This window comes from Nonomuraea sp. ATR24 (assembly GCF_041950485.1).
GTDB classification, from domain to species: Bacteria; Actinomycetota; Actinomycetes; order Streptosporangiales; family Streptosporangiaceae; genus Nonomuraea; species Nonomuraea ceibae.
Map to the genome: position 1 here is coordinate 142410 of NZ_JBGNUU010000013.1, position 11850 is coordinate 154259.

At 72.2% G+C, this 11850-nt stretch carries 9 protein-coding genes; 6 read left to right on the forward strand and 3 right to left on the reverse strand.

The features are described from left to right. The first annotated feature begins 50 nt into the window (after positions 1 to 50). Both ACBI99_RS28885 and ACBI99_RS28890 read left to right on the forward strand, forming a co-directional pair. Complete coding sequence (locus tag ACBI99_RS28885) at positions 51 to 848, forward strand: ABC transporter ATP-binding protein (RefSeq protein WP_375073947.1); 798 nt, start codon at positions 51 to 53, stop codon at positions 846 to 848. Between the two features lie 10 nt (positions 849 to 858). Beyond that, positions 859 to 1566: a hypothetical protein gene (locus ACBI99_RS28890; protein WP_219511508.1), complete on the forward strand. Its 708-nt coding sequence runs from the start codon at positions 859 to 861 to the stop codon at positions 1564 to 1566. Between the two features lie 287 nt (positions 1567 to 1853). Here the strand turns inward: ACBI99_RS28890 and ACBI99_RS28895 are convergent, their stop codons facing one another. Together ACBI99_RS28895 and ACBI99_RS28900 are read right to left on the reverse strand one after the other, a co-directional pair. After that, the gene (locus ACBI99_RS28895; RefSeq protein WP_375073948.1) at positions 1854 to 2723 is read right to left on the reverse strand and encodes an alpha/beta hydrolase family protein; all 870 of its coding nucleotides are present in this window, start codon (positions 2721 to 2723) and stop codon (positions 1854 to 1856) included. Positions 2724 to 2807: 84 nt separating this feature from the next. After that, on the reverse strand, positions 2808 to 5768 hold the full coding sequence (locus ACBI99_RS28900) for a LuxR C-terminal-related transcriptional regulator (protein ID WP_375073949.1): 2961 nt from the start codon (positions 5766 to 5768) through the stop codon (positions 2808 to 2810). Between the two features lie 119 nt (positions 5769 to 5887). Here ACBI99_RS28900 and ACBI99_RS28905 point away from each other — a divergent pair, with 119 nt between their 5' ends. Further along, a complete protein-coding gene (locus ACBI99_RS28905) occupies positions 5888 to 7360 on the forward strand; it encodes an ATP-binding protein (RefSeq protein WP_375073950.1) in 1473 nt (490 codons plus the stop codon). Between the two features lie 15 nt (positions 7361 to 7375). On the opposite strand, the gene ACBI99_RS28910 is transcribed toward ACBI99_RS28905, so the two are convergent. Further along, positions 7376 to 7999: a phosphotransferase gene (locus tag ACBI99_RS28910; protein ID WP_219511517.1), complete on the reverse strand. Its 624-nt coding sequence runs from the start codon at positions 7997 to 7999 to the stop codon at positions 7376 to 7378. Between the two features lie 121 nt (positions 8000 to 8120). On the opposite strand from ACBI99_RS28910, the gene ACBI99_RS28915 reads away from it, so the two are divergent. From ACBI99_RS28915 to ACBI99_RS28925, 3 genes are all read left to right on the forward strand, one after another. After that, positions 8121 to 9779 (forward strand): ABC transporter ATP-binding protein, encoded by a 1659-nt coding sequence (locus tag ACBI99_RS28915; RefSeq protein ID WP_308126071.1) that lies wholly within the window; start codon positions 8121 to 8123, stop codon positions 9777 to 9779. Between the two features lie 4 nt (positions 9780 to 9783). Continuing rightward, complete coding sequence (locus ACBI99_RS28920; RefSeq protein WP_375073951.1) at positions 9784 to 11544, forward strand: ABC transporter ATP-binding protein; 1761 nt, start codon at positions 9784 to 9786, stop codon at positions 11542 to 11544. A gap of 74 nt (positions 11545 to 11618) precedes the next feature. Further along, complete coding sequence (locus tag ACBI99_RS28925; RefSeq protein WP_219511524.1) at positions 11619 to 11774, forward strand: hypothetical protein; 156 nt, start codon at positions 11619 to 11621, stop codon at positions 11772 to 11774. Positions 11775 to 11850: the final 76 nt, after the last annotated feature.

Sequence of the window (11850 nt, forward strand, 5' to 3'; positions counted from 1 at the left end):
GGTCTCAGGACCGATGTGGAAAACCCTCGTTCCGGCCGATCGTGGAGCACGTGATCGAAGTGAACGGGCTCACCCGGCGTTTCAAACAGACCCTGGCCGTGGACGACCTCACCTTCGAGGTGCCGTCGGGCAGGATCACCGGCTTCCTCGGCTCCAACGGCGCCGGGAAGACCACGACCATGCGGCTGATCCTCGGCCTCGACCGGCCCACCGCCGGTCAAGCCACCGTCGGCGGCAGACCGTACCGAAGCTTGGAACGGCCGCTCACCCACGTCGGCGCGCTGCTGGACGCGACGGCGGTGCAGGGCGGGCGGCGCGCCGAGCAGCACCTGCGCTGGCTGGCGGCCTCCAACGGGCTCTCCGCGCGGCGCGTGGGAGGGCTGCTCGACCTCGTCGGCCTCGGCGACGCGGCCGGCAAACGGATCAGCGGCTTCTCCCTCGGCATGAAACAGCGGCTGGGCATCGCCGCGGCGCTGCTCGGCGACCCCGGCACGCTCCTGCTCGACGAGCCGGTCAACGGGCTCGACCCCGAGGGCATCCGCTGGACGCGGCAGTTGCTGAGGTCGCTGGCCGCCGAAGGGCGCACCGTCCTCGTGTCGAGCCACCTGATGAGCGAGATGGCGCTGACGGCAGACCATCTGATCGTCATCGGGCGCGGCAGGCTGCTCGCCGACGCGCCGATCGCCGAGCTGGTCCGGCCGGGGACGTCGTTGGAGGACGTGTTCATGGACCTTGTCTCGGAGGGCCGGGAGGAGGCTCCGGAGCGGGACGAGGGAGCTCGGGAGCGACATGGGGCAGTTCAGGACATGAGGTATTCGGGGGTGCGCGGTGGACACGGTCAACGCTGAATGGATCAAGTTGCGGACCCTGCGTTCGACCTGGTGGACGATGGGGATCGCGGTGTTCGTCGCGCTCGTGCTCACCGCGCTGGGCGCCGGCGCCGTCATCTCGCGCTGGGACCCCGGTCACGCCCCTGACCAGGCCGCCATGGGCATCGTGGTGGCCGTGTACGTGGGCGTCATCCTGGCCCAGCTCCCGCTCGGGATGCTCGGTGTGATGACGATCAGCGGCGAGCACGCGTCCGGCATGATCGACGCCACGCATGTCGCCACGCCCGCAAGGTCGCGGGTCCTGCTGGCCAAGGCGGTGGTGCTGGCCGGCGCAGCGGTCGTCGCCTCGCTGCTCATCGCGGTTCCCGGATATCTGTACGGGCGCGTGGTGGCCGCCGAGTTCAACCCGTCGGCACTGCCGGGGGAGGCGTGGCCGGTGATCGCCGGCGGCACCCTCATGATCGTGGCGACCACCCTGCTGGGGCTGGCGCTGGGCGCCCTCCTGCGTAACGGGGCGGCGGCGATGGCGGCGCTGATGGCGATCATCCTGTTGGTGCCGTTCGTGGCCCGCATGCTGCCCGGGGGCGAGTGGGGCAACTACTTATTGCCGACCTATCCGGCACTGCAGCTCATCGGGCAGGTGCCGGCCATCATGCCGGGATGGGTGGCTTTCACGGTGCTCGGCTGCTGGGCGGTCATCCCGCTGGGCATCGCGGCCCTCGCAGGACGGCGCTGAACGGGCTGCGCGCCGGGTCCCGTCCCCGGTCAGGGAAGCGCGTGCGCGTGCGGACCTTGTGAAGGGGCCGTGCGGGCGTGCTGTGGACCTGCTGTGGGGCGCCTGGGGGCCTGCTGCGGGCCCCTGCTGTGGGCCTGGGGGGCTGCTGTGGGCCTGGGGAGTGCCGGTTGCGCTGTGGGGAGTGCCGGTTGTGCTGTGGAAGGTCCGGTTGTGCTGCGGGAAAGGGCTGCATGGGCCGTCCCGGCCTCCCCTGGAGTTGCTCACGGGAGGCCGGGACTGGGTGTGCGTCAGTGGGGGCAGGTGTCGCGGTATTCCTCGATGGCCGTGCCGCTCGGTGGCGGGCAGAGGAAGCGTTCGTAGCGGGTGTCGTCGTCGACGAACCTCTTCAGCCAGGCGACCATCGACTTGGCCATCGTGGTGTTCGTGGTCTGCGGGAAGAAGTGGCTGGCGTTGTTGAGCTCCAGATACGCCTTCTCCGACGAGGAGGGGATGCTCTCGTAGAACGGCTGGGAGTGGGTGGTGACCGAGGCAACGGAGTCGCTCTCGCCGCCGATGATCAGCGTCGGGACGCGTACGCCGGACCAGTTCTTGGTCAGGTTCCACGGCGCGAGCGGGACCGCGGCCTGCAGTGTGGGGCGGTCGTCGGCGGCTTCGAGGGAGCCGCCGCCGCCCATGGAGTGGCCGGCCACGGCCAGGCGGGAGCCGTCGATGCGGCTGCGGATGGCGAGCGGGCTGTCCTCGACCAGCCAGTCGAGGGCGGCCAGGAGCTGGCGGCCGCGGCTGGCGGGCTGGTCGTAGCGGGAGTTGGTCTCGATGCCGATGACCACGAAGCCGTGCGAGGCGATGCGCGGGCCGAGCCAGTCGAGGCTGGACCAGGAGGCGGTGTAGCCGGGGGAGATGGCGATCGCGCCGAACGTGCCCTGGCTGGTGTCGTTCGGGTAGTAGACCTCTCCGCCGCCGAACCCGCTCACGCTGAGGGAGGAGACCGACTGGTCGGAGGTGGAGAAGGGGCCGCGGAGCGCTTCGAGGATGGCGTCGGTAGGGTCGGGGCCGCGCTCGTACGGGCTGGCGGCATGCGCGGGCAGCGCGATGGTTCCGCATGCCAGGGTCGCGGCCATGGCGATCTTCGCGATGGTCCTCGCTGGGGATGACGACATGTCGGGAACTCCAGGTTCTCGGGGGGTGCGACGTCGTCATTTTCAAACGGGGGTGAAGGGGACGCATCGGGTGAATCGCCGGTGTCAGGAGAGGAGGCGCGACAGTTCGACGCGTGAGCGTACGCCGAGCTTGGCGAAGACGTTGCGGAGGTGGTGGTCGATCGTGCGCGGGCTGAGGAAGAGTTGCGCGGCGACCTCGCGGTTCGTGGCGCCTTCGGCCACCAGGCGGGCGATGCGCAACTGCTGTGCGGTGAGCAGCCGCTCGGGGCCGTCGGCCGGCGCGATGGGCACGACGGTCTCGCCCGACGCGCGCAGCTCGGTCCTGGCTCGCTCGCTCCACAGGCCCGCGCCGAGGCGCTGGAACGTCTCCAGGGCGCCGTGCAGGTGTTCTCTGGCAGCTCCCGGCCGGCGTTCCCTGCGCAGCGCGACCCCGTACAGCAACTGCGTGCGCGCCGTCTCGAACGGGCACGCGTGCAGCTCCAGCGCCTCCCTGAACAGCTCGCCGGCCTCGCCGCCGGTGGCGAGCAGCGCCCGGCAGCGCGCCACGAGCGCGCGCCGGTCGGGGCTGCGCGTGCTGCCCGCCCAGCGGTCGAGCACCCGCAGCGCGGCTGAGGCACGCCTGCGGTCGCCGGTACGGGCTGCCGCCTCGATGAAGTGCGGGCTGGCCATGACCCGGATGACGACATGATCGTTGCCGCGATGGCCGCGCAGCTTGGCCGCCGCCTCCGCCGGACGTCCGGTGGCCAGGTCGAGGTGGGCCAGCGCCCAGTTGCCGAGGCTGGTGGCGATGCCGAGACCATGGGATTCGGCCAGGTCCAGCGCGGCGTGGGCGCGTTCGCGGCAGCCTTGTGCGTCGCCCTGTACGGCGGCGGCGTGGGCCAGCCAGCCGAGGTGACGGGCGGCGGAGTTGAGCTGCCCCGACGCCTGCGCCAGCCGCAGCCCGTCGGCGGCGTGCGTGGCCACCGACGAGTAGCGGCCCAGCCAGAACTCCGCCTGGATCAGCGACTCCAGCAGCTGGGGCACCACGCTGACCGCGCCGCGTCGGCGTGCGGTGTCGATCGCGCGGGCCGACAGCTCGATGGCCGTGGCGTCCTCGCCGAGCAGCAGGCTCGCCACGCAGGCCCAGACGAGGGTGGTGGGGTTGCGTACGGCCGGGGCCAGCGCGACGACCCGCCACAGTGGCCCGGCCGCCGCCCGGTGCCTGCCGCTGAACGTCGCCGCGATCCCCTCCAGATACTCGAACATGAGCTGCGTGTCCCGGCAGTCGTCGCTGCGCCGCAGGAGTGCGGCTTGGTGGGCGATTGCGTGAAATGTACGGATATCGCCGGACATGTAGCTGGCTTCGGCGGCATGCAGGAGCGCCTTGACCGCGACCAGCCGGTCACGGTCCACGAGCCGGGCGGCGGCGGCCAGCAGCTTGGCGCTGGCGCTGTCGGCATGGCCACTGAGCAGCTCCAGCCGCCCGTACATGAGCTCGGCCTCGTCGGTGACCACCGGGCGGTGCAACCCGGCCAGCAGCGACCTGGCCCGGGGGAAGTCCCCGGACATCCACGCGTGCCGAGCCGCCGCTGCCAGCCATGCCGCCTTGCTCGCCTCGTCGCCGCCGAGCTGCGCGGCCCTCTCGTACGCGAGGGAGGGAGTGGGGTGACAGTGACCACCACCCGAGCCGCTTGGTCCGTTCGGCCCGCCCGGTCCCTGCGCCGCGTTGTCCGTGGTGGGCTCGTGGATTGTGCCCGGTGTGTGGCTTTGGCTTGGGGCGTAGATGGGTGGTGGGGCGGGGGCGTACGGGGTGGTGCGGGCGGCGGTGGAGGCGGCGGCGGCCAGGTCGGCGGCGAGTTCGTCCGGCGGGCCGTCGAGTGCGGCGGCGCGGTGCCAGGCGCCGGGCAGGCCGGTGAGCTGCCTCCCGAGCAGCCGGTGCACCTCGCGGCGGCGGGCCAGCGGGGCTTCGGCGTACGCGACGGCCCGCAGCGTCTCGTCGGCGAACACGTACCGGTCCCCGTCCGGCCGGATCACCCCCGCCCGCTCGGCCACCGCCAGCACGGCGAGTGGGTCCGTGGACCGAACGGGTGCCGCTTCGGCGGGAGGATCGTCGGCGCGCCGGGAGGGAGGCGCCGGGATGGCCACGGGATCGCCCGTCCGGACGGCTGACCAGTCGGTGGTTTGGCGCGCTCCCAGGGGCGCGGCCGTGGGGCGAGCGCAAGGCGGGTCCTCTGCGGCCTGGAGGAGGTCGCTGGTGGGGAGGCCGGGGGCGGCGGCCAGGAGGAGGAGCAGGGCGCGGGCCTCGTCCGGTAAGCCCGCGAGCCGTTCCGCGTGTGCCCGGTGGAGGCGTCCGCCGGGCGGCAGGGTGTCGGGCGGCGGGGCGAGCCCGGCGAGCTGCGCGGCGGTCAGCGACTCGGCAAGTTCGCGCAGCCCCAGCGGGTTGCCGTGGGCGACCCGTACCAGACAGGCGCACAAGCCCTCCGAGGCCCGGCCGGACAGCAGGTCCCTGGCCAGCGCGTGGCTCGCGGTGTCGTCCAGCGGTCCGACGGCGAGGACCGGGACGTCGTCCGGCACCGGCGGGTCGCCCGGCGTACGGGCTGAGAGGAGGAGCGCGATCCGTTCGCCGGCCAGCCGCCTGGCCGCGAAGCAGACCGCCTCGCGGCTGGCCCGGTCGAGCAGGTGCACGTCGTCCACGCACACCAGCACCGGCTGCTCGGCGGCGAGCTCGCGCAGGAACTCCAGCACCGCCACCGGCAGGGCCACCCCGCCTCCGGCCACCCCGGTGCGCAGGGCCCGCCCGAGCACCCCGGACCGCACCCGATCGGCGACCGGCCGCAGCAGCGCGTCCAGCCCGGACAGCGGCAGGTGGGCTTCCTGCCGCACCCCGCGCGCCCGCAGCACCGTGAACTCGTTCGCCAGCGAGGCCGCCAGCTCCAGGACGGCGGTCTTGCCGATCCCCGGCGCCCCCAGCACCGCCAGCGCGCCCCCGTCACCGCCCCGTGCCCCGTCGAGCAGCCGCCGCACCGCTTCCTGTTCGGCGGCACGGCCATACAGCGTGGTGGACATGACCAGAGTGTTACTCGGGTGTGTCAAGCGATAAAGGGCCCCCTGTAAGGCAGGCGATTTCACCGATTCGCCCAGAAAGATATAGCACCAGCTATTATAGTTCCAGCTATGATAATCCTATGAGCCTCAAGAAGCCCAAGCGGCTGTACGGCCGGGACTCCGAGTGGGAGGAGCTGGCCGACTTCGTCGCGGCGCCGTCCCCTGGTGCCACCTTGGGCCTGGTCTACGGACGTCGCAGGCAAGGAAAGACGCTCATGCTCGAGCTGCTGGCGCGGGAGACGGGCGGCATGCTCTTCGGCGCAACCCAGCAGAGCGAGGCGCAGAACCTCGCCGACCTCGGCGCCGCCTACGCCGAACATCGCAACCTCAGGCAACCGGTCGTCTTCACGAACTGGCGTGAGGCGCTGGACGAGCTCCTTCGCCTCGGGGAAGAGCGGGCGGTGCCCGTGATCATCGACGAGTTCCCCTACCTCGTGTCTGCCACACCGGCCCTGCCCTCCTACCTCCAGCAGGCCCTGAGCCCGCTCGGCCATGCACGGGAGCGCACGTCCACCCGACTGATCCTGTGCGGCAGCGCTCTCACCACCATGGCCCAGCTGCTCGGCGGCGGAGCCCCGCTCCGGGGGCGTGCGGTGCTCGAACTGGTGGTAAAGCCTTTCGGGTTCCGCGACGCGAGCGCGTTCTGGGGGCTCCAACACGACCCGGAGCTGGCGTTCAGGGTGAACGCGCTCGTCGGCGGCACGCCCGCCTATCTGGAGATGTGCGCCGGATCGGGACCTGCCGACCTCGCCGGGTTCGACCAGTGGGTGGGGCGACGGCTGCTGAATCCCGCGTCGGCGATGTTCCGCGAGGGCGGGCTGGTGCTCCGTGAGGAGCCCTCCATCTCGGACCCCACCTCCTACGCCGCCACGCTGGCCGCCATCAGCGCCGGCAACCACCGCCGTGGTGAGATCGCGGCCGCGATGGGCCGGCCCGCCGCCGCCATCGCGCATCTGCTGTCCGGGTTGACCGACATCGGGCTGCTGGAACGGATCGATGACGCCCTGCGTGCCAAGCGCAGCGTGTTCCGGATCGCCGAGCCGGTCGTACGGTTGCACAACCTCATCACGCAACGACACGAGCCCCAGCTGGTCATCGGTCAGGCGGAGCGCGTCTGGCAGTCGAACGCCGACACCGTGGCAGCCAAGATCTACGGCCCCCATTTCGAGGACCTGGCCCGGGAATGGTGCTTCCGACACGCGTCGCAGGACACGCTCGGCGGCTTCGCGACGGCGGTGCGCCCCAGCGAGATCGCCTGCCCGCAGCATCGCCGTGGACACGAGCTGGACCTGGTCGTCAGCGAGACGAACTCGTTCGCGTCCGATCGCGTCATCGCCATCGGCGAGGCGAAGAGCACGCTCGCGCCCATGGACGTGCCCCAGCTTCAGCGGCTCGAGCACCTACGCGCCCTGCTCCCTGACGCGCGCGTCGACGGCCCGCCCAAGCTGCTGCTGTTCGCGCGATCCGGTTTCAGCGGCGAACTGCTGCGCGCCGCCGAGGGCCGGCACGATGTCGAGCTCGTGGACCTCGCCAGGATGTATTCAGGACATTGAGTCAGATACGCAGCGTCAGGCGAATGTCCAGGCGCTGGTGGTCTCGATGCGGTGGCGCCAGAGTTTCTCGCCCTCGCCGCCCGGTTCCCAGCGGGCGGTGAAGTCGAGCAGTGACCGGCAGCGGGCCAGCATGTACGCGTGCCGGTCGGGCCACGGCGGCACGGGTCCGCCGTAGGCGTCGAAGAAGTGACGCAGGTGCGGCACGTGCTCCGGGTGATGCGATCGGACAATCCACTCACACCACGCCAGATCCTCCACCGGGCGGCCGGGATGCGCCCACTCCCAGTCGAGGATCGCCGCCGTCTCGAACGTCGCCGGGTCGAACAGCATGTTCTGCGGCCCGTAGTCGCCGTGCACCAGGCCCAGCCGGTGCAGCCGCGCCAGCGTGCGCCCGCACTCCGCCAGCACCTCCGCCGCCTGGCCCTCGTCGAGCAGGTCCTGGCCGTGCGCACCCGGCACGAACTGCATGCTCAGGCTCGTCTCGGTGACGGAATGCAGGCGCGGCACCGGCAGCCGCCCGCGCAGCCGCCGCAGGAACCGGCTCTCCGTCCCGAGCCTGATCCGCGCGTCGGGACCCTGGTAACACTTGACGACCAGGGCGCCGTCTCCGACCGTGCTGTTGGTGTAGCCGTGCTCCACAGCCAACGATTCTGGCGCACTCCCGGGCGCGCGTCAGCCCTGGAAAAATGGATTGCTGGAGCGGCAACGACTTTGTCAACCTTGACAGGCTATGCGCTCCCTTCCCGAAGCCGATCCCGGCGTGCCCGACATCCGAAGCCCGCTGCGCTACCTCTGGTGGAACGCCCGTCGCCAGGGCCGTCAGCTGCTGGCCGGCATCGGGTTCGCCACGCTGTGGTGGCTCGTGCAGTCGCTCGTGCCCGCCGTGCTCGGCAAGGGCATCGACGCCGTCACGGCCAAGGACACCCGCGCGCTGCTGACCTGGTCGGGAGTGCTGCTGGCGCTCGGGCTGGTGCAGGCGTTCAGCGGGATCATGCGGCACCGGTTCGCCGTCTACAACTGGCTGGCCGCCGCCTACCGCACCGTCCAGCTCACCACCCGGCAGGCGGCCAGGCTCGGCGCCACCCTGCCCAAGCGGCTGTCGACCGGCGAGGTGGTCAGCGTCGGCAACTCCGACATCGCGCACATCGGCAGCTCCATGGACATCCTGCTGCGCGGCACCGGCGCCGTCGTGGCGATCGTCACCGTGACGGTGATCCTCATCTCCACCTCGCTGCCGCTCGGCCTGCTCGTGCTGGTCGGCGTGCCCGTTATGGCGGGCGCCGTCGCGCCGCTGCTCAAGCCCCTGCACAGGCGGCAGCACCGGCAGCGCGACCTGACCGGCGACCTGTCCACCCGGGCGGCCGACATCGTGGCCGGGCTGCGGGTGCTGCGCGGCATCGGCGGCGAGCGGGTGTTCGCCGAGCGCTACCGCGAGGAGTCACAGCGGGCGCGCCACGCCGGCGTCTCCGTCGCACGCGTCGAGTCGCTGCTCGAAGGCGCCCAGATCCTGCTGCCCGGCCTGCTCATCGCGCTCGTCACCGGCGTCGGCGCGTCCTTCGCGCTGTCCGGCCAGATCTCCGTCGGCCAGCTCGTCGCCTTCTACACCTACGCGGTGTTCCTCATCGGGCCGATGCGCACGCTCACCGAGGCGGCAGACAAGCTGACCAAGGGCCACGTCGCCGCCCGCCGCGTGGTGCGCATCCTGTCGATCGAACCCGAGGTGACCGGCGGCTCCGGCGCCAGCGCGGGCGGCGTGCTGCGCGACTCCTACAGCGGCGTCACCGTACAGCCCGGCAGGCTGACCGCGCTGGCCGCGAGCAGCCCCGAGGACGCCGCCGCCATCGCCGACCGCCTCGGCCGCTACTCCGACGGCGACGTCACCTTCGGCCCCGCCGAGCTCGCCACGCTGCCCCTCGACGAGGTACGTGAGCGCATCCTGGTCGCCGACAACGGCGCCCGCCTGTTCACCGGCCCGCTGCGCGACGAGCTCGACGTACGCGGCGGCGCCTCCGCCGAACGCGTCCGCCAGGCCCTCCACGACGCCTGCGCCGAGGACATCGTCGAGGCGCTGCCCGACGGGCTCGACGCCGAGGTGGCCGAGGCCGGGCGCGAGTTCTCCGGCGGTCAGCAGCAGCGGCTCCGGCTCGCCCGCGCGCTGATTGCCGACCCGGAGGTGCTGATCCTCGTCGAGCCGACCAGCGCCGTCGACGCCCATAGCGAGGCCCGCATCGCCCAGCGTCTCGCCGACGCCCGCGCCGGCAAGACCACGCTCATCTGCACCACCAGCCCGCTCGTGCTCGACCGTACCGACCACGTCTTCTACGTCGAGGACGGTCGCGTACGAGCCGAAGGAGCCCACCGCGACCTGCTGGCCACCGCGCCCGCCTACGCCGCGACCGTCACCCGAGGGGAGGACTGACGAGATGGCCCGCGAGATCCTGCCCGTCGCCGATCAGAAACAGGTGCGCGCCTACGCGCGGCGGCTCACGCTGAAGTACCCGCGCCAGCTCGCCGGCGCGCTCGGCCTGCACGGGCTCGCCGCCGTCGCGGGCCTGGCCGTGCCGTGGCTGCTCGGCAATCTCGTACGTGACGTCGAGACGGGCGCCGAGGTCAACGCGTTCCTGGTCGCCGCCGGCATCGCCGGATTCCTGCTGCTGCAGGGGACGCTGGTGCGCTACGCCGTGCTCGCCTCGTCCAAGCTCGGCGAGAAGGTCCTGGCCGAGCTGCGCGAGGAGTTCGTCGACCAGGTGCTCGCGCTGCCGCTCTCCACGGTCGAACGGGCCGGCGCCGGCGACCTGCTCACCCGTACGTCCCGTGACGTCGACTCCCTGTCCAGGACCGTACGGCACGCCGTGCCCGAGACGTTGATCGCGGTCGTCACGTTCACGATCACCATCGGCGCGATGCTGCTCGTCGGGCCGCTGCTCATGCTGCCCATGCTGGTCGCGGCGCCGCTCCTCTACTTCAGCACCCGCTGGTACCTGAAGCGGGCCCGTGACGGCTACCTGCGGGAGAACGCCGCATATGCCGACATGACCGAAGGGCTGGCCGAAACCGTCGAGGGCGCCCGTGCCATCGAGGCCCTCGGCCTCCAGCAACGCCGCCGCGAACGCACAGACCGCGACATCAGCCGCTCCTTCGCCGCCGAACGCTACACGCTGCGCCTGCGCGTCATCTGGTTCCCCTCCGTCGAGCTCGGCTACGTCGTCCCCGTCGTGGCCGCGCTGCTGTGCGGCGGCCTCTTCTACAGCTCGGGCTGGGTCACGCTCGCCCAGGTCACCGCCGCCACCCTCTACGCCCAGCAGCTCATCGACCCGCTCGACCGGTTCCTCATGTGGATCGACGAGCTCCAGGTCGGCGGGGCCGCCATGGCGCGGCTGCTCGGCGTCGCCAACGTGCCCGACGACCGGCAGCCCAGCGACGCCCGCCCCACCGGCGAACTGCTGGAAGCCGACGACGTCCGCTACGCCTACCGGCCCGGCCGCGACGTGCTCCACGGCGTGTCGCTGACCGTGCGGCCCGGCGAACGGCTGGCGATGGTCGGCCCGTCCGGCGCCGGCAAGTCCACCCTCGGCCGGCTGCTCGCCGGCATCCACGGCCCCCGCACCGGCGCCGTCACCGTCGGCGGCGTGCCGCTCGTCGACCTGCCCCTGGACGACCTGCGCGGCCACGTCGCGCTCGTCACCCAGGAGCACCACGTCTTCAAGGGCACGCTGCGCGACAACCTGCTGATCGCCCGGCCCGAGGCCGACGACGACGCCGTACGCGACGCGCTCGCGGCCGTCGACGCGCTCGACTGGGTGCTCGCCCTGCCCGACGGCCTCGACACCGTCGTCGGCTCCGGCGGCCTCGACGTCTCCCCGGCCCACGCCCAGCAGCTCGCGCTGGCCCGCCTCGTGCTCGCCGACCCGCACACGCTCGTCCTGGACGAGGCCACCTCGCTCATCGACCCGCGCGCCGCCCGGCACCTCGAACGCTCCCTCGCGGCCGTCCTCGACGGCCGCACCGTCATCGCCATCGCCCACCGCCTCTACACCGCCCACGACGCCGACCGGGTCGCCGTCGTCGAGGACGGCCGCATCAGCGAGCTCGGCTCCCACGACGAGCTCGTCGCCGAAGGCGGCTCCTACGCGGCGCTGTGGCAGAGCTGGCACGGCACCCCGACCACCACCACCCGCTCCTGACCAGCGATAAAGCGAAACCAAAGCGGCCCTCGCTACCGTCGGCGCCGTCGATCCGACGAATGACGGGGGCAGACATGCGCAAGTGGCTAGTCATCCTGGGGATAGCGGCAACGGCCTTCACCGGGGTCACCGGCCCCGCCGGCATCACCGCCGACGGACCGGTCCCGGACCCGCCTCGCCTGTGCGAGACGAACCCGAAGATCGACTGCGACATCCCATGGACCATCTGACGGAAGGACGCGGCAGCCGCTGGCCGGCGTGCGGCTCTGGAGCAGTCGCCACAGCGCGACACGGGGACCAGAGCCG

Bases quoted from the DNA above. Each gene is read 5' to 3' on its own strand.
- ACBI99_RS28895 (WP_375073948.1), bottom strand. From the start codon at position 2,723: ATGTCGTCATCCCCAGCGAGGACCATCGCGAAGATCGCCATGGCCGCG.
- ACBI99_RS28900 (WP_375073949.1), bottom strand. From the start codon at position 5,768: ATGTCCACCACGCTGTATGGCCGTGCCGCCGAACAGGAAGCGGTGCGG.
- ACBI99_RS28905 (WP_375073950.1), top strand. From the start codon at position 5,888: ATGAGCCTCAAGAAGCCCAAGCGGCTGTACGGCCGGGACTCCGAGTGG.
- ACBI99_RS28920 (WP_375073951.1), top strand. From the start codon at position 9,784: ATGGCCCGCGAGATCCTGCCCGTCGCCGATCAGAAACAGGTGCGCGCC.
- ACBI99_RS28925 (WP_219511524.1), top strand. From the start codon at position 11,619: ATGCGCAAGTGGCTAGTCATCCTGGGGATAGCGGCAACGGCCTTCACC.